Here is a 20,401-nt window from a genome sequence, read left to right on the forward strand (position 1 = left end):
GAGTTAAATGTATGAAAGCAACTGTTGAGCAACTGGCTAAAATTAGAATATTTGCCAGCTTAAACCCAACTGAATTAGAGCGATTGCAAGAACACACAGCAATTCGGACTTACCGACAGGGAGAAGTTGTGATGTATGAGGGCGATCGCATACCCGAAAAATTATACACTCTTTTGAGCGGTTCTCTGCGGGTTGCAAAAACAGCGGCGGCGGGCAAAGAAACAATTCTCCGCACTTTATTTCAGGGAGATATTTTTGCTGCACCTGCTTTGCTAGGCAACGGCATTGCCCCCGCAACGGTGACAGCAGAAACTGATGTGGAAGTTCTTACCACACAACGGGAAGTTTTGCTAGCAGCAATTCGGGAAAATCCCGAGATTGCTTTGCGAATATTGGCGGTTTTTAATCAGCGGTTGCAGCAACTGCACGAGACAGTGCACGGTTTGGTGTCGGAAAGGGCGATCGTGCGGCTGGCCCGATTTATTCATTACTTTGCCGTCGAGCAAGGTACGAAGATTGCAGATAATAGTGTATGTTTAGAAAAACGTTTTCCCTACTATCAAATTGCTCGCAGCATTGGAATTACCTACGAAGAATGCGTGCGGTTATTTAAGAAACTAAAACCGTTTGTCTCCTACAGTCGAGGCGGTAAAATTAATGTATTGGATTGGGAAAAATTAGAAGCTCTCGCCTCGGGAGAAGAAATAGACTAAATGTTAAAGTCCCAATTCTTGTAGGGGGGGTTTCACAAACAATATTTGACTGCAACTCACTATCTATATAAACCGGCCCCCCACAACCTGTGAATCGGGGCGGGTTTATTAAATTATTGATTTTAGGCCATTAGGGTTTGTAAAACCAGCCCATACAGCAATATTGCGGAAATTAATTAGCCTCAGAAAGTGTCAAAATAAACGCCAAATTTTCTTCAGCTTTCAAAGCGTGGAGTGCGCGAGCGGGCATGAAGACAAACACCCCCGGTTCCAAAACAATATCCTTGCCTTCCAAAGTCAAAATACCTTTTCCTTCGATGACATTAACTGTGGCATTCCGTGCCGAAGTGTGTTCCGAAATTTCCGTTCCTGCGGTCAGACAAAATAAACTGTACTGACAATTATTGTCTTTGACTAAAATTTTGCTCAACACTCCGGCGGCGGGATATTCAATTGTGTCTCGGAGTTGGATTGCTGAAGATTGTAGCGATAAAAGAGTAGTAGTCATAGTTTTTTACACTTGATTAATTTGGTCACAAGCCCCCTGGTTTATCAGTGGCTTCACTTTCTTCAATCGAAAATCGATTGACTCGGTTAAGATTGTTTTTTTGCAGAGATAACGATGTAGCCTAGATCCTGTTGGTAATGCTGGAAAACTCGACGCATTGCTAAGATACGATCGCGAATTTGCGATCGACTTAATATATTCCACAAAATCCGCCCAGTACCCACAAACCCTTCCTCTTGCAGCATTCGCGGTAAGTTGAGGAGCCCCATCGCCCCGGTTTGACACTTTTCTACTTGCAAACCCGCGTTTTGGCAAACAGCAATCCAGCCAGACTCAGACAAAGGCGTTGAATTGACGCGAATCACTTCGGATAAAGCTTTGTGAATTTCAGATTCTCGGTTTCGGGCTAAAAGTTCGTGAGAGAGAAACTTGCCACCTGGTTTTAAACGATCGCAAATTCCCGATACAATTTTAGCTTTCCCCGACGGCGACTGCATTGTCAGGATAGCTTCAGCTAACACCCAATCAAACTGTTGGGAAATCCGATCCAAGTGAAAAATATCTCCTTCCACAATTTCTACTCGATCGCTCAAACCGGCTGCTGCAACATTAGCACGAGCGCGGGCCACACTCTCGGGATTTTTCTCAACTCCCACTACTTTTACGCCAAAACGTTTAGCAAGGGCGATCGAACTATATCCAAAACTAGCAGCCAACTCCAAAACAGTCTCCCCAGGCTGAAAATCCGCCCATTCAAATAACTGTTTTGTAGCAAGTTTCCCCCCCGGCCTCAGCATTGTCTTGCCAGCCGCCGCTAGAACTTCATGTCCCGGTGCAGTCTTAAAATTGAGAGCAGTATTGGTCATTAAATTGACCTCCTATTTAACCTTACTCTCACTTTGGCAAATTCTCCCAAATCTTTCTATGATCTAGCTCATATTCAAATTATTGTAGGGTGCGTCAGCCTCCTCAATTTTTACACTTTTAGATTATAGATTTTAAATTTACTCTACAAATTTGAGATTTGAGATTTGAGATTTACTCCACAGAGGAATCTGGGAGGTTGAATAAGAGTCTAAAATTTGAGCTACTCACGACAAGAGTCGGGGGCTTGTATCCGTATGCAGGGGCGAGCAAAAGAATCAAAATCCCAGCCAGCAAATTTTCGAGGATGTCGAGGAACCCAAAAGGAATTGCCAGGAATTGCCGCGCCACTAATACCCAGCACTTGCATCAAATCCGCTGCCTTGAATGACGGGGTGGCGATGAATGACGCGATCGGCAATAATTGATTTATAATCAAGATATCTACTCCACCCCAATAATACCGAATCATGCTCGCAGAAGCAAACGCGACACTTTTGCCTAGTCTAATTACTGTTTCAGCATTAATTCTCTACTTCGTTGTTACCATCAACGTCGGCAGAGCTAGATTCAAATACAAAGTTTCTCCCCCGCAGATGACAGGAAACCCAGACTTTGAGCGAGTGGTGCGAGTTCAGCAAAATACCTTAGAGCAAATGATTCTATTTTTGCCCTCGCTGTGGCTGTTCTCGCAATTTATCAGCCCAATTTGGGGGGCGGGTATCGGCGCAGTTTGGATAGTTGGACGCATTTTGTTTGCTTGGGGTTACTATCAAGCTGCCGAAAAAAGATCGGCAGGATTTGGCATTAGTATCTTAGCTACTTTAGCTTTGCTTGGTGGTTCCTTAACTGGCATAATTATGTCGCTGCTGAAGGTTTGAGCCTAGCTTCCGAGCGACATAATTGTTGGTTTTTCTACTCGTTTCCAGGCTCTCCCTGGAAACGCAGATCGGGAGGCTCAGCCTCCAATTTTCCTGCTGAAAAAACGAGGTTGAGGCTGTGGGCCGAGGTTCCCAGGCAGAGAGAGCAACGGAACCAGTTAAATGTAATAAATTTTAGGAGTCAATATGTCAGAAACCAACAAACCCGTATTTGAAATTAAGCCGAAACTTTTTCAGCAGCTTGTCGAGTGGCAAGAAAAACTTGAACGAGAAGATGAATTAGCAAGTGAGTCAGAAAACGAGAAACCAACTGAGGTAAAAACTCCTCCCGACAGTGATGAAAAGCATCCTCAAACAGATAATTTCTAGCTGGTGGCTAGCCGCATCTTTTGGATTTCCGGCTGCTGTCTCGGCTCAATCGCTGACACCCAGCCAAATTCAGCCAGTTAATAGCGGTTTGTTTCGTTCTAACTCTCAAGATTTCTTTCAGCAAGGCTATCGGCAACTGGAAAGAGAAATCGCAATTTTGTTGCAAAGAAATGTCACTTCGGAAGGCAAGATTCTGGAGATTGATGAAAAATTGCTTTCTCAGCTTTGCAGCCAAGAATTTAAAATATCCTCGCGCACTTTTGACACACTAAGTGCTGCTAATATTGCTGATTTTAAGGCAAAATTAACAGATATTTGTAAGTCAAATTAAAATAAAAGCGAGGTACAAATCCAAGTTTTAGTGTTAATGGATAAAGAAGGAATGACCAAATTGAAACTAGCCATGCTGGAAGCGGAAACTGCCTCTCAATTGGCGGCGATCATTATTGATTACACTCATGAGGAAATGATGCTAGTTTTTCAGGCGCTAGAATGGGAACAACAGGATAGGATTAAGACTGTTTGGAAGACTATTAGTTAAAGTAGATTGGCGAAAATCAGAGGTTTTAATTTTTAACCGCAGATGTAAGCCGATAGAGGCGGATGAACGCAGATTGAATTTTGTTAGTGTTCGCTGTGTATAACAATCTGAATTTGTACACAGCGAACAATGACATATCTAAACTAGGGATTCGAGGCATAATTGGCGGAAATGATCGCCCCGTTGCTCGAAGTTTTGGTATTGATCGAAGCTAGCACAGGCTGGGGAAAGCAGCACTACTTTAGCATGATTTTGTTGGGCTAATTCTGCCGATCGCGGGATTGCTCGTTCCATTGTTTCGACAATTTCCCAAGCGTTGTAATTTGCTTGTTCGAGCCGCGAGGCAAAAAGACTCGCTGCATCCCCAATTAGCAGCACCGCAGCAGCTTTCGCCTTGATTGTATCAATCCAAGCGCGATCGTCCCCTTCTTTTGGGTCGCCACCCGCAATTAAAATCGCTGGTGCGCTCACAGAAGCCAACCCGACTTGGGCGGCGTCATAATTAGTAGCTTTGCTGTCGTTGATGAAATCTATGCCTTCCCAAGTGCAGATGTGTTCGAGGCGGTGCGAAACTCCGGGGAATTTAGCGATCGCCCGGGCGATCGCACTTTTATCTATCCCCGCCAAATTAGCCGCCGCCACCGCCATTAACAAATTCTGCAAATTGTGTTCTCCCACCATCCGCAAAGACTCAGCAGGCAAAATTTTCTCGCTTTGAGCTATTACCCAACCGTTTTCGATGTACGCTCCAAAAGTGCGATCGCCCAACAGTTCTTTTTCACCTTTCACACTCGTCCAACACGCACCCGGCCAAACCTCAACTCCTTGCTGCCGCAAATAAGGATCGTCGCCGTTGATTACTTGCAATTCAGACTTTTTCAGCAAATGCGCTTTAATGTTGTAGTAATTTTCCAAAGTTTTGTGGCGGCTGAGGTGATCCGGCGTCAAAGTTGTCAAAACTCCAATTCGCGGCGCAACAAACGGCGAGGATTCTATCTGATAGCTGCTGATTTCTGCGATTACCCAATCCGGCTGTTTTTCGGCTAAAGCTAATTCACACGCAGCATAGCCAATATTACCGCAAGCGGGAGCGTAAAGTCCGGCCTCTGCAAAAATAGCAGCAATTAAAGCAGTAGTAGTAGTTTTGCCGTTAGTGCCGGTAATTCCCACCCAAGGAGATTTGAGGTAACGCCACGCGAGAGCCATTTCTCCGATTGTTTCAATGCCTAACTCTCTGGCGCGCACTAATGCTGGACTTTCCCAGGGAACGCCCGGACTTACTACTATTAATTCTATAGATTCGACTGGTTCAAAAGATTTACCTAACTCCACATGAATTCCTTCGTTAGCGAATTCCTGTTGCTGTTCGAGCAAATTGGGGGAAGATGAGCGATCGCTCAGCGTTACTTCCCATCCTTCCCGTTTTAGCAGTCTGGCGGCGGCAATTCCTGATTTTCCTAGTCCAATGATATGAGCTATCGGCATAAGCTGTGTGTGTGATGGAGCGAACTTCCCTGGTTTTATAAGTTTATATCTTAACCTTGAATTGGTTGTTGACTATTGGCCATTTTGCTTATTTTTTAAGAGAGCGATCGAACTCTGCTGAGACGCGCGCGGTTTCGCAAAAATTCTAATAGATTTACTCGTTTTATTGGTAAGCTTGAATGTTATTTTGATCGAGAGTTTTAAGAAGTAAGTTTCTCAAGTTGGTTTGCCTACAGGCTCGCCCGTTGCCTCCCAAGGCCCGCCAGGGGTTGAAAACCCCTGTCTAACAGCTAAAGTCAGTTAAAACTGAGATATGGCACCATTGTCAGCAACAGGCAAGATGCCTGTTCCACAATGAAATTCATCTCTTGTGGAACAGGCATCTTGCCTGTTCTTGACGGTGCAAGATGTGAGTTTTAACTGACTGAAAAGTCTAGTATCTGTGGGTTTCAGTCCTCATAGCGAGGACTTTCGCTCTGAGACGGGGGTTTAAATTACCGCCGGGATAAAAATGAGGTTTTCAATCCCAGGCGGACTCAAATCTTCTCAATTCTAACTTTTGACGATCCCCCCAAAGTCAGCCAACACCCGGGCGTGATTCCGCAGCAAACCCAGTAAATTCAACCGATTCTGCTTAATTTCGGGGTCGGGGTCCATCACCAACACGCTTTCTGGCCCGTCGAAAAAGCTGCTGACAGTCGGAGCAATTTCAGTCAAACTATCTACTAACTGCTGGTAATTCCGAGTTTGTTTGGAGAGCAGCGTTTGCGGCACTAACTGCACCACTGCATCGTAAAAAGCTTGTTCAGACGACTTTTGAAATAAATCGGGTTTCACAGCCGTTTTCGGTTCCAATTCTACTTTATCCAAATCACCTTGAGCCGCCAAACGAGTTGAACGGTTGACTGTTTCGTAAATTAGATCCAAAGTCTGGTTATTGCGGATTTGTTGTAAGAAAAGCGCTCTTTCCCGTGCGTCCAACAAATCTCTCAATGCTCGTTCAGTATATTCTGGGTCGTTTTCTCCCAAAACGGCATTTACCAAATCGTAATCTACATTTTTTTCTTCTTGCAACAAAGTCCGAATTCTTTGCAAGAAAAACTCGTATAACTGATCCAGCAACTCCGCCGGTGTTTCCGGGCGCGCTGTGGTAAATTCGGCAACAACTTCTGCGAGCAACTGGTGCAAATTAATTGGCAACTGAGCAGCCCAAATAATGTTAGTTATTGCATTAGCGGCGCGGCGCAAAGCGAAGGGGTCGGATGAACCCGTCGGCAACATTCCCAAGCCGAAGATGCTGACTAAAGTATCTAATTTGTCGGCTATTCCGACAACTTGACCAGTCAGAGTTTGCGGCAAATTGTCGCCCGCACCTTTGGGCAAATAATGTTCAAAAATTGCTGTGGCTACTTCTTCCGATTCGCCACTTGCTAAGGCGTATTTCTGCCCCATTATTCCTTGCATTTCGGGAAGTTCGTAAACCATTTGGGTTACGAGGTCGGCTTTGCAAAGTAAGGCTGCTCTTGCTATATAAGCTTGTTCTTCGTCTGTGATTTGCAGTTGAGTGGCGATGAGGCTGGCAATTTTGCACAGACGATCGACTTTTGCGCGTACTGTCCCCAAATCTTCCTGGAAAGTAACTGTTGCCAACTTGGGCAAATAATCCTCTAGAGGCTTTACCAAGTCTGCTTTGTAGAAAAACTGACCGTCTGCCAATCTCGCCCGCACTACTCGCTCGTTACCGGCGGCAATAATCGCGGCTTTAGCGGAATCGCCGTTGGAAATGGTAATGAAATAGGGCAGAAGTTCGGGATAATCCGGGCTTTTGAGAATTGGAAAATACCGCTGGTTTGTGACAATAATTGTAGTAATTACTTCCGGTGGCAATATCAAAAATTCGTCGTCAAATTTCCCGACAACTGCGTTGGGCCATTCTACTAAGTCGGTGACTTCTTCTAACAAATCTTCGGTAATGTCGGCGTAACCGCCTTGTTTTGTTGCTGCGGCTTCTACTTGTGCTTTAATTTGATTTTTGCGCTGGGTTCGATCGACCTCCACGCAAGCAGCCCGCAGACACTCGACATAATCCTCGGCTTGCGGAATCGAGACCCCCCCCGCCTCCCCCTTGCCAAGGGGGGGTGTAGGGGGGGTGTATAACACCCGGTGTCCTTGGGAAATGCGATCGCTCTTGACCGTATCCGAACCGCTCACCAATGTAATTGGCAGTACAGTATCATCCAACAAAGCCACCATCCATCGAATCGGGCGCGGAAACTTCAAATCTCCGTCGGCCCACCGCATAAATCTTTTGCCTTCTAACTTATTAATCCACTGCGGCACAAGTTCTGTCAAAATATCCGCTGTCATCCGTCCCGGAATCTTTTTGAGCACAAACACAAAATCGCCTTTATCGGTAGCGCGAACTTCCAAAGCCTCAATTTCTACGCCCTGCTTTTTCGCAAAACCTTCGGCTGCTTTCGTCGGTTTGCCATCTTTAAAAGCCGAACTCGCGGGTGGCCCTTTTACCTCTTCTTCTCTATCTAATTGCTGAACTGGCAGCCCTTTCACGAGAACGGCCAAACGCCTCGGAGTAGCGTATACATTAATAGAGTCATTTGTCAAGGATTCTTCTGCCAGCGTTGCAGGTACAAGTCGCTGCCACTGCTGGGCGCTGCTTGCGACAAAAGATGCGGGCAATTCTTCTGTACCGAGTTCTAATAAAAAGTTAGGCATATCGCACCGTAATGGAATTTTGTTTAGGGTAATTTAAGGTAATTTATCCGATCGCGCGGTCGTATATCTGAAAAATACTCAAAAATTCAGGATACCACGTAAAATCGGGGGTGAAAGACAATATTCTCGACAGCCCGTCAGGAACCTTAGCCTAAAGGCATAAGGCTTGAAAGAGAAATCTAGAAAGCCATCCTGACGGGCCTAAGTCCTTCGCGGACTACGTTTTTTGAGTCACGACACCGGGCGGATGCTTAGCTAGTCCCCTGCTCTGTCGCTGAGAGTTAAACAATCTGGTATGTCACGCTCGATAGTGCTTTCAGCCTAACAAGCTCACTAAACAAAGGCGCGTGCTAACTTTACTCCGAAAGGAGAACGGGACAACCATATCCCGACGGAGGGGCAACCATACCCCTCCACCCCGGAAGGGGATTCAAATTAATGTAAAGCCGTCCTAAAAGGACGGGGTTTCAAACCCAATTTTCCGATGACCTTGGCGGAAAGACTAGGACAAGATTGGAAGTCTCGACTCGAACAAGATTGCCCGGACGAAAATTCTAGCACCCGCGAGAGTGTTGTCCGCTGGCTGTTGGGAGACAAGCCCGAAAGATTTGATACTCTTAGCCCAACTCAATTGTCTGTCGCCTCTGGGGCGATCGACTTTTTATATCGAATTTTGCTTTCTCGGTATCTGGGAGTACCGCCTGAAAAAGCTTACCGCAACTTGATCGGGCGGCTCGGCGGTTTAGTTGTGCTCCGGCAAAAAATCCAAGCGTGGGTTTCCCTGAGTCGCGACAGACAGCGGAGTGCGGTGGAGGTACTGCAAGAAGTGATCCAGGAAATGCTCAATTCCGATCGCTACCTGCAGCAGCAAGTCGCCTGGATTGCCGAATGCACCTCAGACAGACGCCTGCGAAATGCTTTGCTGCTAGCAAGCACAGAAGAATACTGCTTGCGGCCGATCCGCAACCAGCCGCTGCTGGTGTACCGTTTTGTCAACTACTTGCGGCGTGCCCAGCGGGGCGGGTTGACGCAAGTGCCTGCGGGAGACTGGGTGCGGCTGGTGTCGGAACAGGTTCTACCCGACGATACAGACGAACCGCTCAGCCTGCTAGACGAACAGGCATTGTCCGAGTATCGAGAAAATCAAGCTTGGGAAGAGCAGCAAACTCAGCGACAGATTGTCCAACAAGAATTTGAGAATTACTTGGCCGCTGAAGTCGATCCGCTGGCTTCCCGGTGGCTGCAGCTTTACCTGCAAGGCCGTTCCCAAGAGGCAATTGCCGAGGAGTTGAAGGTTCCGATCAAGCAAATTTACCGCTTGCGAGAAAAAGTTAGTTACCACGCGATTCGGGTTTTTGCGGTCAAACAAGCACCGGAATTAGTCGCCAACTGGCTGGAAACTTCGCTCCAAGAACACAGTTTGGGCTTGACTCCCGCTCAGTGGCAGCAATATTTACAAGACCTCACACCGGTGCAGCGGCAGTTGGTAGAATCGCTGAAAGCAGGGAAAAGTGTAGAGACGATCGCATCTGAATTAAAGTTGAAAACCAATCAAGTCATCGGCGAGTGGAGCAAACTCTATTTAGCAGCTCAATCCCTCCGCAACGAGTAGATTGGTAATGGGTGGCGGGCAATTGCTAATTGTTAATTGGCGGTAGCATTTTTGAGAATCCGCGCTACAAATCAATTCCCGAACAGCCACAGATTACTGCAAGTTTCCCTGTGGAAAACCGCGCGATGCCCCTTGTATCAAATCAGCTTAGATCGATCGGGATGTTGTAGCGCTGCCGTGACGATCGCGCTCCGAGACGATCGCAGTCAACTATCTGAGGTAAGATACTAGCAGCACGATCGACTTTTCAGGATTTTTTAACCAATCCCAAATTCAGCGCTTGCCCGTAAATCATCCGTTGTGGTGCATCTATAATACTTGTGCATTAAAGACATAATTCTATTGTTGCCAGCCACGGGCATCAATCTCGGGCGATCGGTGATAGTGGGTCTAGAGTGCGCTAGTCATCATCTAGTTCTCAATCTTTTGGTAGAATTTGAGGCTGCAATACATAAGGGAGAAAATTCTGGGACTAAGGATTTTTCTTTAATAAAAGCTTCCGGTTGTTAAGCCAATTCCTCCGTCAGGGAAGTTGCAGCGTTTAATTTTATCGCATCAGGTTGGTGCGTCGCGCTCGATCGCGCTTCCAACTACAAAGCAGCTAATGGTACATACATCTTCAACAGACTCGGCAGCTACAATGGACTCCGATCGAATATTTCACCTAATCGATACAGTTGTCCCCTTTGAAGCTTGCCTTTACTATCAAGTTTTGCCTTTATCTCTCGAAGGTAATCTGTTTAAATTGGGCGTAGTCGATGCCCAAGATGACTCCGCCTTGGACTACGTGCAGCGGATTTTAGCTTACATGAATTGCTCAGTCACAACAGAGCAAATTGCCTCGGAAACTCAGCGCTCGATGCTCTCAGCTTACTTGCTGCACGGGAGCCAGCTCAAAGTACCCAGCCAGACAGAAACCGCCGCAGCCCCAACACCCAAAAATCCCGCATCAGCAACTCCAGGCCCCAATGCAGAAACGCTGCTGTCTGTGCCAGAACCCTCGATGCCCGAGCCTGAGCGGTTTAAACCTGCTGGCGCTGAGGTTCTCCCGACACCGACACAGCTATCGGTTTTGAATGTCGAGGCTTTGCACTTGTCAAGCCGAGTGGAAGTTTTGACAACTTTGCCCGCGCCCCAACTCCTACAAGAATTGCTCGGTAGAGTGCTGCGAGAGGGTATCGGCCGCCTGTTTTTTGAGCGGCACCAGTCCCAAGGTCGCATTCTTTGGAGTCAAGATGGCGTTTTGAAATCGATGCTCGAAGGTATCGATATCGTCCTTTTCCAAGAGGTCATCGACGAGTTGAAGCGACTGACAGATATGCCTGTTTGCCCGGTGGAACAGCCCAAACAAGTCGAAGTTGAGCGCATATATCAAAACACTCATTTACTGTTGCGCTTGCGGGTAATGACGGTGGGTGGCAAGGAAGAAGCCACCCTGCAAGTTTTGCGGGGGGCAGCTTTGAGGTTTTACCAGCAGCAGCAGTTGTCTACTTTGAGTCGGGACGCACTGCGGCTGGCCGAAGAATTGCAGCGGAAAGTGAATCAAATTCGCGATCGAACTCGGCTTTCTCCTGTGCATTTAGACGGGTTGCCCGCTTTGGAACAGGTGATTAGAAATGTTGACGACCAAATTGAAGCTTTGCTGCACGAACAGAATCCCGAGTAGCCCTAATCAGCCATAGATCGCTGTTTTGAATTTTTTTTAACTCACATCCAGTCCGGTCAAATAATAATAATTATGTTTGTAGTGAGGACTAAAGTCCAAGCGAGTTTTATGATAGCTCAAGTCTTCACTACAAACCAATTTGATGGCAGTTCTGCGAGGTGACAGAATATTATACCAGTTCCCAAAAAGAATGCAATCGTAGGCCCGTGTTCTAAACCCTGGTAGTCATCAGTTATTCCCAATCTAAAATCTAAAATCTAAAATCTAAAATCTAAAATGGTATTAGCCGTGCTCGAAAACATCCTTGTACTGCAATAAATCCAAACTCACAAAAACGGGTAAACACTGAAAACATTGCTGTGCAATTTCCCAGCGTTCTTCTCGCTGCAACATAGCAGTCAACTTTTGTTTAGCACTCAGCAAATAGCGGACATCGTTAGCAGCGTAGCTGAGTTGCTCGTCTGAAAGATGCTCAGAATTTCCCCAGTCAGAACTTTGAGAAGTTTTGTTTAGTTCTACTTTTTCCAACTCTTGGATTAAATCTTTAAGTCCGTGTTTGTGGGTGTAAGTTCTCGCAAGTTTGCTGGCTATTTTTGTGCAGAAAACAGGTGCAATGTCAATACTTAAATTGTAACGCATGGTTGCCAGATCGAAGCGCGCAAAGTGAAATACCTTCTCAATATTTTCAGATTCCATTAGCTTTTTTAAATTCGGGGCCGCAGTCTGGCCTTTAGCAATCCGCACCGCCGCAACTATACCTTGCGGATCGCACAACTGAACCAAACACAAGCGATCGCGCCACGGTAGCAAACCCATTGTTTCCGTATCAACCGCGATCGCCGGCGCAGTCAAATAATAAGATAAGAGAGAATCGGGAATATCACCATCGCACACTTGAAAATCTGCAAATTCCATTATTGGTAACTGTTGACTGTTGACTGTTGACTGTTGACTGTTGACTGTTGACTGCCTTCTTCCTTCTTCCTTCAAATTACCAACTGCGAACAAAAAGCTGAGTAAAATAATACTCGCCTTTGGCATTTTTTGCAACCCCAATACCTGTCACATTAAACTGACCTTCCATATTTTTGCGGTGGCCGTCACTTTTAATCCAACCCTCAACAGCATTGCGTACCGGGTCGCTGTAGCCCAAATTATAAGCAAGATTTTCAGCTACACTTTTATAAGGAATCGTAATTGCTTCCGCCCGCCCTTCAAATCCATCGTGGCTGAAACTGACTTTACCGTTAGCCATATTTTCGCTGTGAATTCTTGCTATCTGACTGATTCGCGGATCGATACTCAGCGGTGGCAACTTTTTAGATGCTCGGTATTGATTGATCTGTTGGTTAACCGCTTTTTCTAAGTTAGTAATAGCACTCGAAGCAACATTAGTATTCATGGGAGTTTGTGGCAGCGATCGCGTAGGAAGGAAGGTGTCACACTTAGGCAGGATTGTCAACAATCCCAAGCACATCAAAATCAAACCTTTGGACATGAAATCAAACGAGAAATAAAGTTAATTGTTACCATTAGTGCCAACTTAATGCCAAAAGTAGTATGAGTATACCGTCTGACGATGAGCCTCTCGATCCCCCTAAATCTCCCTTAATAAGGGGGACGAAAGAGCGCTTCCAGTCCCCCCCTTATTAAGGGGGGCTAGGGGGGATCTAGACTTCGATACAAACAAGAGATACAAAGGATTTTAGTCTTAAGTTGACACCAATTAATTGTTACTAATTCCTACAGAGCGATCGCCCCAAATTCCGCTAACCTAGATATTCAGAACCTTCGCCACAGTGTTCACGTCTTTGTCGCCGCGTCCCGAACAGTTCAGCACAATGCGCGGATTGCCTGTTAGCTGAGGGCACAGAGTCTCTAAATAGGCGATCGCATGAGAAGTTTCCAAAGCCGGAATAATCCCCTCCAACTGCGAAAGCCGCTGAAATGCTTCCAGCGCTTCTGCATCAGTTACGCTATAATATTCAGCTCGACCCGCATCCTTCAAATAACTGTGTTCCGGCCCCACGCCCGGATAATCCAAACCCGCACTAATCGAATGTGGCTCGATTACTTGACCTTCATTATCTTGCAGCAAATAACTCATCGCCCCGTGCAGAACTCCCACACTTCCCTTAGTCAAAGTAGCAGCGTGTTTATCAGTTTCCACACCTTCGCCCGCCGCTTCAATACCGATCAATCTGACAGTTTCTTCCCCCACAAACTCGTGGAAAAGACCCATTGCATTAGAACCGCCGCCGACGCAAGCTAATAAAATATCCGGCAAACCGCCCCACTTTTCCTGACACTGAGCGCGGGTTTCTTGACCGATTATCGCATGGAAATCGCGTACCATCATCGGGTAAGGATGGGGGCCTGCCACGGAACCGAGAATGTAATGAGTTGTTTCGACATTTGTCACCCAGTCGCGAATCGCTTCGGAAGTCGCATCTTTCAGCGTTCCCGTACCCGCAGCCACCGGCCGCACTTCTGCTCCCATCAAGCGCATTCTAAACACATTTAAAGCCTGTCTTTCCATGTCGTGAACGCCCATGTAGACAACGCATTCTATACCGAAACGAGCGCAAACTGTGGCAGTAGCAACGCCGTGTTGACCGGCACCAGTTTCAGCAATTACCCGCTTTTTACCCATGCGTTTTGCGAGCAATGCTTGAGCTAAAGCGTTGTTAATTTTGTGAGCTCCCGTGTGGTTTAAATCTTCGCGTTTGAGGTAAATTTGCGGGCCAGTTCCGTCTGCTTTAGCGTAGTGCTCTGTGAGGCGTTCGGCAAAATACAAAGGGCTGGGGCGGCCGACATAATCTTTGAGTAATTGTTGGAGTTGCTGTTGAAATTCGGGTTCGCTGCTGTATTTGTGGAAAGCGGCTTCTAGTTCAAATAAAGCCGGCATCAGGGTTTCGGGGACGTATTTGCCGCCGAATTGGCCAAATCTGCCGAGGGAGTCGGGGCGTTGGGCGCTGGTTTCGGAAGTGAGATGCAGGGGGGTGACTGTCATTTGATTTTAGATTTTAGATTTTAGATTTTTTAGATTCACGGGTAAGCTAGAGGCTTGGTGTCGATCGTAGCAAATCGGTTGTGGACTGGAGCCGATCGAACAAATTTCATTATAATTCCTTGAACGCTTGACGGGCTAATACAATAAGTAGAAGATAGAGCGCATTCCGAGCGATCGCAACCATACCCCAATCCGCTAAAACTAGAAATACCAGTAAAAAAGTTCAAGCATCTTAACCTATGGCAGCATCCAAACGCAAAGATTCTGACAGCAAAACAACCGAAGGGAAACGAATAGTTTACTCTGAATTTGGCAACGTTGACAACTCGGCAGCCCTCCAACGGGGAGTTGCCCAAGTTCCCCCCAATCAACAAAACCTCAAAATCGAAGCATCCCGAAAAGGACGCGGCGGCAAAACAGTTACAGTCATCAGCGGCTTTCAGGAAAAACCCGAAACATTAGCAACTTTAGCCAAGCAGCTAAAAGCCCAATGCGGTACTGGCGGCACAGTCAAAGATAATGAAATCGAAATTCAAGGCGAACACAAGCAAAAGCTGCTAGAAATTCTCACAAAGTTAGGCTACAAAGCTAAAATTAGTGGAGGGTAAATTAGTCAATAGCCATCAGTGTATGGGCGGGACGAGTTTATGATATACTTAATTTAAAACATAGATGGTTGGTAAAACCCGCCCCTACTTCGCGCCAATTCTACGATCGCGAATCAACCAGAAATGATATTACCAATTACCGCCAATTTTTAATGTACACTCGACCTTTAGCTCGTTTAATCGAACAATTGCAGCGCTTGCCAGGAGTCGGCCCAAAAACAGCCCAGCGGCTCGCTTTACATATTTTGAAGCGACCGGAAGAAGAAGTGCAAGCCCTAGCTAAATCTTTGATTGATGCCAAACAGCAAGTAGGTTTCTGTCAAGTATGCTTTCACTTATCTGCTGACCCTGTTTGCGAAATTTGCCGCAATACAAACCGCGACAGTCATACCCTTTGTGTAGTATCAGAATCCCGCGATGTAATCGCTTTAGAAAAAACGCGGGAATATATGGGTAAATATCATGTTGTTGGCGGCGTGATCTCGCCGATGGATGGAATTGGCCCGGAACAATTGAACATTCAACCATTAGTCCGGCGCGTCAGTCAGCAAAAGATTAAGGAAGTAATTATTGCTATTAGTCCCAGCGTGGAAGGCGAAACTACTACTCTTTATATCGGTCACTTATTAAAACCTTTTACCCTAGTGACGCGCATAGCTTTTGGTTTGCCGATGGGGGGAGATTTGGAATATGCCGATGAGGTTACATTGGCTCGCGCTTTGGAAGGAAGGAGAGAGTTGGATTAGTTAAAAACGGGTAATTAGTGATTGAAAAGTAAGAGAAACGAACCGCTTCCAGGTGCGTTAGCGAAGTGGCACGTTAGCGCTATTGTCACGAAGGAAGAGAAGATAGCAAGAAGAGTTCAGAAGTGATGCCACAAGTCCTATATCCCAAGGTTCTGTGATTGCTTCGCTAAGGCTCGTAATGAGAGAGAAATTTGTAATATCTCAAACCCGCGTCGGCGGGTTTTGTCTGTGTAGCGACAGGTTTCCATCTGTCGGGTATTTGGTATTTGGTGTTGGGTTTCGTTGTTCCCTGTCGTCACTGCCGCGAAAGGGTAAACTGGACAAAGTTACCGAGAGTAGTAAAAAATCATGACCCAATTCGATCGACCTTTAAGCTACCCCACAACCCGCAAAATCGACCAAACAGACGACTACCACGGCGTCAAAGTATCCGACCCCTACAGGTGGCTGGAAAATCCCGACTCTGAGGAAACCCAAGCTTGGGTGGAAGCCCAAAACGCAGTCACTTTTGCCTACCTCAACAAAATTCCGGCGCGGGAAAAAATCAAACAGCGCCTAACTCAACTTTGGGATTACGAGAAATACGGCATACCTTTCAAAGAAGGCGATCGCTATTTCTACTACAAGAATGACGGCCTGCAAAATCAATCCGTACTCTACACTTTAACATCCCTCGACGGCGAACCCAAAGTATTAATTGACCCCAACACTCTCTCAGAAGACGGAACTGTTGCTTTGGGTGGGATAGCTATCAGCGAAGACGGCAAGTACATGGCCTATGGTTTGTCAACTTCCGGTTCCGACTGGCAGGAATGGAAAGTCCGCGAGGTGGCAACCGGCGAAGATTTATCAGACCATTTAAAGTGGATTAAATTCTCAGGATCATCCTGGACTCACGACGGCAAAGGCTTTTTTTACAGTCGCTACGACGAACCCAACGAAAAAAGCAAGCACGAAGACGTTAACTATTACCAAAAACTGTTTTACCACCAAATCGGCACGCCCCAATCTGAAGATGTATTAATCTACGAGCGACCCGACCAAAAAGAGTGGGGATTTAGCGGGGGCGTCACCGAAGATGGCCAATACTTGATTATCTCAGTTTGGCAAGGAACTGAAACCAAAAACTTGATTTTCTACAAGGATTTAACTGCACCGGAATCAACCGTTGTAGAACTGATTAGCGAATTCGAGGCTGAGTACAGTTTCATCGACAATGAGGGCTCTATTTTCTGGTTTCAAACAAACTTGGATGCACCGTTAGGCCGCGTAATTGCGATCGACACCAACAACCCACCTCCTTCATCCCTCGCTTGTGATGAAACCCCCCCGTCGCCCAGGGAGGGGGGGTTTACAGAAATTATCCCCGAAGCAGCAGAAACTCTCGAAGGCATAGGCCTCCTGAACAATCAATTTGTCGCTTCCTACTTGAAAGACGCCTACACTCAGATTAAAATTTTCAGTTTAGACGGCTCTTTCGTGCGAGAAGTTGCCTTGCCCGGAATCGGTTCAGCGGGAGGATTCGGCGGCAAGCGGGACGACACCGAAACTTTTTATGCTTACACCAGTTTTACTGCACCAAACACCATTTATCGCTACAATATGGTGACAGATGAAAGTACGATTTATCGGCAGCCAAAAGTCGATTTTAATCCCGACGATTACGAGACAAAACAAGTATTTTACCCGAGCAAAGACGGTACGCAAGTACCCATGTTTATCACCCACAAGAAAGGCTTGCAGTTGGATGGCAATAACCCCACCTACCTTTACGGCTACGGTGGTTTTGGCATCTCGCTAACTCCGAGTTTTTCTGTTAGCAATGTCGTGTGGCTGGAGATGGGTGGAGTTTATGCGATCGCCTGTTTGCGGGGAGGTGGCGAGTACGGCGAATCCTGGCACCAAGCAGGCACAAAGTTGAATAAGCAGAACGTGTTTGATGACTTTATCAGCGCCGCTGAATGGTTGATCGAAAACAAGTACACCAAACCGGCTAAATTGGCGATCGCAGGCGGTAGCAACGGCGGTTTATTAGTAGGGGCTTGCATGACTCAGCGGCCGGAATTGTTCGGTGCAGCCCTGCCGGCAGTCGGCGTCATGGATATGTTGCGCTTTCACAAGTTTACCATTGGTTGGGCCTGGACTTCTGAATACGGTTCGCCGGAAAACCCCGAAGAATTTTCCACAATTCACGGCTATTCTCCGTTGCACAACCTCAAACCGGGAACGGCTTATCCGGCGACAATGATTACAACTGCCGATCACGACGATCGAGTAGTTCCGGCCCACAGTTTCAAGTTTGCTTCTGCCTTGCAAGAAACCCACGCGGGAGAAAAACCCGTGTTAATTCGCATTGAAACTAAAGCGGGACACGGTGCCGGCAAACCCACTGCGAAAATCATTGAAGAACTGGCAGATGAATGGGCTTTTTTAGTGCGGGAACTCGATATTAACTAACGTTTAAAAAGCGCGGAATTGGGGGTTGCCGAGTCCGAGAAAGTGCGATCGTGCCACCCTCAATTTTTCCGCCTCTCCCGTAGGGTACCCACGCAGCACAAAGCACCTCACCGTAGTATTTGAAAGAATTTTTTGGGCAAATCTCGCGTTCCCTTCTCAAATCCTGCGATCCCTTCACTACCTTTCGCTGCGGCTACCCGAAATTTTAAATCATAAATTAGTGCAACTTGTCAACTCCTAGCTCGTGTTAACTTGCCTTACGCTCTGTTAATTTTTGTATGCTTTAGTGGTTGTTAGGAGAGCTTTTTATAAGTTATTAATATAACTCCATTTGGCGCCGATGTCAATAACCCACAGTAGTAAATCGAATCTAAAATTTAAAATTTTTTAATTCTCGGAAACCAATTTTTTAAGTTGACTTTAAGTTGACTTACGGTGAAGATTAAACAAAAAATTATACCTACAACCGTACTGAGAACCCTCGCGTTACCGCAATCATTGCCTTTTTTTCAGCAAGGCGTCAATAATGGGCGATCGAAATCTCTCTGTTGTGGCATAGCCCGTTCTCAAATAAAAAGGTTTGGTTGGCGCACTCAAAGCCCGAAAACGCTTGCGTAGAAGTTGTGGTGATTTGTCGCCCTAGCCACCCGCTGCAGCCCCCGTTTTATTCTTTCCTAAAATCTCAACCCAAAAAATACGTAAGTAATAAATTATTTTTATACAAATAATTTATTGAAAATTTATATTATGGTGTTTATGGAATTTTATCAAGGTGGGTAAGTTAAAACTAATAACTAAATCAGGGAATAAAGAAAATGATCTCCAATCAGCGGCATTTTTCAGCCGTAAAAATACCTAAATCTACCCATTTTGCCACTAAGAACAACTTTTTTTTAAAACAAGCAAGCTCTACAGCAGCACCCGACGCGAAAAAATCTCTAGTGATTGTTGACTCCCGAGTAGAAAACTACCAGCAATTGATGGGTGGTATTAAAGTAGGAACGGAAGTATTTGTACTCAATCCAACTAGGGAGGCGATCGAGCAAATCACCGAAATTCTGGGTCAACGCAGCAGCATCACCAGCCTGCACATAGTTTCTCACGGCAGAGAAGCAGCAGTAGAAATCGGCTCAACCGAACTTAATATTGATAATCTAGAAACCTACAGCAACCACTTGCAGCAGTGGGGAAAACCCCTTAACGAATCCGGCAGCATTCTGCTTTACGGCTGTAACATAGCCGCCGGCGAATCCGGCATTAAATTCATACAAAAACTCAGCGAATTAACCGGCGCAAATATTGCCGCTTCCAATAACCTAACAGGGAGTGCAGCATTAGGTGGCGACTGGGAATTACAAATTACTACAGGACAAATAAATGCCGAATTAGCATTTGAAAAAAAAGTCCTAGAAAGCTACACATCAGTCCTAGCTACCTTAGCTGCCGAAGAATTCAAAAATTCAACAGTAATCGGGCCTTGGATATATGGAGTTGTTGGCACCTCTGCCAAACCAGGCTTAACCGCAGGTAGTACAGCCAACAACAGCGGCGTTATTCCCAGTTTAGGGATTGGCGATGCAGCCGGAACAGGTACTTTGAGATTAACATCAAAGGACTTTGACCAAGCAGCTTTTGTAATCTACAACAACCCCATCTCCGCCACTGAGGGTCTGAGAGTTACCTTTGATTTCTTTGCCTATAACAGAGGTACTGCCATTTATCCATCAGCACCACCGAATGCGCCTCTCCTTGGTGCTGATGGCATTAGTTTTTTCCTCATTGACGGAACAGCTACGCCAACACAAGCGGGAGGCTTTGGCGGCTCTCTCGGCTATGCTCAGAATAATAGGAATGGAATTGTATCGGGTATTGTAGGAGGTTATTTAGGTATCGGATTAGACGAGTTTGGCAATTATTCTGCTAGTCAATCAGGAGCGGGAGGGCGTGTAAATACAAATCCGGCTGCGCCGGGAGGGTTTCTAGCTGATGCAGTAGGACTTAGAGGCAGCGAAAGCACATCTTATAATTTTTTAACTAGCACTGTCGTTCCCGGTGGGATAGATAATAAAGATACAAGCATTCGCGCTGAGGCTAAAAGAACCGTTCAAATTACATTATTTCCGGCGAATTCACCAACATTTCCTAACCGTCTGACAGTTGCCTTCGACGTGAACAAAAACGGCACATTTGATGCGGGCGAAACAC

The 20,401-nt window shown here is 46.2% G+C and carries 19 protein-coding genes; 12 read left to right on the plus strand and 7 right to left on the minus strand.

Annotated elements, in window-relative coordinates; all coding sequences use genetic code 11:
* Positions 1 to 11: 11 nt before the first annotated feature.
* Positions 12 to 713 (plus strand): Crp/Fnr family transcriptional regulator, encoded by a 702-nt coding sequence (locus tag QUA71_RS10320; RefSeq protein WP_333284601.1) that lies wholly within the window; start codon positions 12 to 14, stop codon positions 711 to 713.
* A gap of 172 nt (positions 714 to 885) precedes the next feature.
* Here the strand turns inward: QUA71_RS10320 and QUA71_RS10325 are convergent, their stop codons facing one another.
* Entirely contained in the window at positions 886 to 1,221 is a 336-nt protein-coding gene (locus QUA71_RS10325; protein WP_333284603.1) for a cupin domain-containing protein, read from the minus strand.
* Positions 1,222 to 1,307: 86 nt separating this feature from the next.
* Positions 1,308 to 2,087 carry a class I SAM-dependent methyltransferase gene (locus QUA71_RS10330; protein WP_333284605.1) on the minus strand — a complete coding sequence of 260 codons (780 nt, stop codon included), beginning with the start codon at positions 2,085 to 2,087 and terminating at the stop codon, positions 1,308 to 1,310.
* A 216-nt stretch (positions 2,088 to 2,303) separates the two neighbouring features.
* Between QUA71_RS10330 and QUA71_RS10335 the strand changes: the two genes are divergently transcribed.
* From QUA71_RS10335 to QUA71_RS10355, 5 genes are all read left to right on the plus strand, one after another.
* On the plus strand, positions 2,304 to 2,513 hold the full coding sequence (locus QUA71_RS10335; protein ID WP_333284607.1) for a hypothetical protein: 210 nt from the start codon (positions 2,304 to 2,306) through the stop codon (positions 2,511 to 2,513).
* A 42-nt stretch (positions 2,514 to 2,555) separates the two neighbouring features.
* The gene (locus QUA71_RS10340) at positions 2,556 to 2,966 is read left to right on the plus strand and encodes an MAPEG family protein (protein WP_333284609.1); all 411 of its coding nucleotides are present in this window, start codon (positions 2,556 to 2,558) and stop codon (positions 2,964 to 2,966) included.
* Between the two features lie 186 nt (positions 2,967 to 3,152).
* Positions 3,153 to 3,335: a hypothetical protein gene (locus tag QUA71_RS10345; protein WP_333284611.1), complete on the plus strand. Its 183-nt coding sequence runs from the start codon at positions 3,153 to 3,155 to the stop codon at positions 3,333 to 3,335.
* Complete coding sequence (locus QUA71_RS10350; protein ID WP_333284636.1) at positions 3,304 to 3,666, plus strand: hypothetical protein; 363 nt, start codon at positions 3,304 to 3,306, stop codon at positions 3,664 to 3,666. Before QUA71_RS10345 ends, QUA71_RS10350 begins: the two co-directional genes overlap by 32 nt.
* Before the next feature lie 51 nt (positions 3,667 to 3,717).
* Positions 3,718 to 3,876: a hypothetical protein gene (locus tag QUA71_RS10355; RefSeq protein WP_333284612.1), complete on the plus strand. Its 159-nt coding sequence runs from the start codon at positions 3,718 to 3,720 to the stop codon at positions 3,874 to 3,876.
* Positions 3,877 to 4,014: 138 nt separating this feature from the next.
* Here the strand turns inward: QUA71_RS10355 and murD are convergent, their stop codons facing one another.
* Complete coding sequence (gene murD, locus QUA71_RS10360; RefSeq protein WP_333284614.1) at positions 4,015 to 5,361, minus strand: UDP-N-acetylmuramoyl-L-alanine--D-glutamate ligase; 1,347 nt, start codon at positions 5,359 to 5,361, stop codon at positions 4,015 to 4,017.
* A 552-nt stretch (positions 5,362 to 5,913) separates the two neighbouring features.
* Entirely contained in the window at positions 5,914 to 8,094 is a 2,181-nt protein-coding gene (gene glyS / locus QUA71_RS10365) for a glycine--tRNA ligase subunit beta (protein WP_333284616.1), read from the minus strand.
* A gap of 484 nt (positions 8,095 to 8,578) precedes the next feature.
* On the opposite strand from glyS, the gene QUA71_RS10370 reads away from it, so the two are divergent.
* Positions 8,579 to 9,706, plus strand: coding sequence for a HetZ-related protein 2 (locus QUA71_RS10370; RefSeq protein WP_333284618.1), 1,128 nt, complete (start codon positions 8,579 to 8,581; stop codon positions 9,704 to 9,706).
* A 604-nt stretch (positions 9,707 to 10,310) separates the two neighbouring features.
* Positions 10,311 to 11,372, plus strand: a complete 1,062-nt coding sequence (locus tag QUA71_RS10375) for a hypothetical protein (protein WP_333284620.1) — start codon at positions 10,311 to 10,313, stop codon at positions 11,370 to 11,372.
* Positions 11,373 to 11,654: 282 nt separating this feature from the next.
* On the opposite strand, the gene QUA71_RS10380 is transcribed toward QUA71_RS10375, so the two are convergent.
* The 3 genes from QUA71_RS10380 to trpB form a co-directional block, all read right to left on the minus strand.
* On the minus strand, positions 11,655 to 12,287 hold the full coding sequence (locus QUA71_RS10380) for a ribonuclease D (protein ID WP_333284638.1): 633 nt from the start codon (positions 12,285 to 12,287) through the stop codon (positions 11,655 to 11,657).
* Positions 12,288 to 12,363: 76 nt separating this feature from the next.
* Positions 12,364 to 12,870 (minus strand): CAP domain-containing protein, encoded by a 507-nt coding sequence (locus QUA71_RS10385; protein WP_333284622.1) that lies wholly within the window; start codon positions 12,868 to 12,870, stop codon positions 12,364 to 12,366.
* A 276-nt stretch (positions 12,871 to 13,146) separates the two neighbouring features.
* The gene (gene trpB / locus QUA71_RS10390; RefSeq protein ID WP_333284624.1) at positions 13,147 to 14,385 is read right to left on the minus strand and encodes a tryptophan synthase subunit beta; all 1,239 of its coding nucleotides are present in this window, start codon (positions 14,383 to 14,385) and stop codon (positions 13,147 to 13,149) included.
* Between the two features lie 239 nt (positions 14,386 to 14,624).
* Between trpB and QUA71_RS10395 the strand changes: the two genes are divergently transcribed.
* From QUA71_RS10395 to QUA71_RS10410, 4 genes are all read left to right on the plus strand, one after another.
* Positions 14,625 to 14,993, plus strand: coding sequence for a translation initiation factor (locus tag QUA71_RS10395; protein ID WP_333284626.1), 369 nt, complete (start codon positions 14,625 to 14,627; stop codon positions 14,991 to 14,993).
* 152 nt (positions 14,994 to 15,145) lie between these two features.
* Entirely contained in the window at positions 15,146 to 15,739 is a 594-nt protein-coding gene (gene recR, locus QUA71_RS10400; protein ID WP_006634457.1) for a recombination mediator RecR, read from the plus strand.
* A gap of 348 nt (positions 15,740 to 16,087) precedes the next feature.
* Positions 16,088 to 18,196: a prolyl oligopeptidase family serine peptidase gene (locus tag QUA71_RS10405; protein ID WP_333284628.1), complete on the plus strand. Its 2,109-nt coding sequence runs from the start codon at positions 16,088 to 16,090 to the stop codon at positions 18,194 to 18,196.
* Between the two features lie 815 nt (positions 18,197 to 19,011).
* The coding region (locus QUA71_RS10410; protein ID WP_333284630.1) for a DUF4347 domain-containing protein at positions 19,012 to 20,401 on the plus strand (1,390 nt) is incomplete at its 3' end.

The sequence above is a fragment of the Microcoleus sp. MON1_C5 genome, assembly GCF_036701875.1.
Lineage (GTDB): Bacteria > Cyanobacteriota > Cyanobacteriia > Cyanobacteriales > Microcoleaceae > Microcoleus.

What these genes read in the sequence shown, in the direction of transcription:
- QUA71_RS10320 (WP_333284601.1), top strand. Translation starts at nt 12, where the DNA reads ATGAAAGCAACTGTTGAGCAACTGGCTAAAATTAGAATATTTGCCAGC.
- QUA71_RS10325 (WP_333284603.1), bottom strand. Translation starts at nt 1,221, where the DNA reads ATGACTACTACTCTTTTATCGCTACAATCTTCAGCAATCCAACTCCGA.
- QUA71_RS10330 (WP_333284605.1), bottom strand. Translation starts at nt 2,087, where the DNA reads ATGACCAATACTGCTCTCAATTTTAAGACTGCACCGGGACATGAAGTT.
- QUA71_RS10340 (WP_333284609.1), top strand. Translation starts at nt 2,556, where the DNA reads ATGCTCGCAGAAGCAAACGCGACACTTTTGCCTAGTCTAATTACTGTT.
- QUA71_RS10345 (WP_333284611.1), top strand. Translation starts at nt 3,153, where the DNA reads ATGTCAGAAACCAACAAACCCGTATTTGAAATTAAGCCGAAACTTTTT.
- QUA71_RS10350 (WP_333284636.1), top strand. Translation starts at nt 3,304, where the DNA reads ATGAAAAGCATCCTCAAACAGATAATTTCTAGCTGGTGGCTAGCCGCA.
- QUA71_RS10355 (WP_333284612.1), top strand. Translation starts at nt 3,718, where the DNA reads ATGACCAAATTGAAACTAGCCATGCTGGAAGCGGAAACTGCCTCTCAA.
- murD (WP_333284614.1), bottom strand. Translation starts at nt 5,361, where the DNA reads ATGCCGATAGCTCATATCATTGGACTAGGAAAATCAGGAATTGCCGCC.
- glyS (WP_333284616.1), bottom strand. Translation starts at nt 8,094, where the DNA reads ATGCCTAACTTTTTATTAGAACTCGGTACAGAAGAATTGCCCGCATCT.
- QUA71_RS10370 (WP_333284618.1), top strand. Translation starts at nt 8,579, where the DNA reads ATGACCTTGGCGGAAAGACTAGGACAAGATTGGAAGTCTCGACTCGAA.
- QUA71_RS10375 (WP_333284620.1), top strand. Translation starts at nt 10,311, where the DNA reads ATGGTACATACATCTTCAACAGACTCGGCAGCTACAATGGACTCCGAT.
- QUA71_RS10380 (WP_333284638.1), bottom strand. Translation starts at nt 12,287, where the DNA reads ATGGAATTTGCAGATTTTCAAGTGTGCGATGGTGATATTCCCGATTCT.
- QUA71_RS10385 (WP_333284622.1), bottom strand. Translation starts at nt 12,870, where the DNA reads ATGTCCAAAGGTTTGATTTTGATGTGCTTGGGATTGTTGACAATCCTG.
- trpB (WP_333284624.1), bottom strand. Translation starts at nt 14,385, where the DNA reads ATGACAGTCACCCCCCTGCATCTCACTTCCGAAACCAGCGCCCAACGC.
- QUA71_RS10395 (WP_333284626.1), top strand. Translation starts at nt 14,625, where the DNA reads ATGGCAGCATCCAAACGCAAAGATTCTGACAGCAAAACAACCGAAGGG.
- recR (WP_006634457.1), top strand. Translation starts at nt 15,146, where the DNA reads ATGTACACTCGACCTTTAGCTCGTTTAATCGAACAATTGCAGCGCTTG.
- QUA71_RS10405 (WP_333284628.1), top strand. Translation starts at nt 16,088, where the DNA reads ATGACCCAATTCGATCGACCTTTAAGCTACCCCACAACCCGCAAAATC.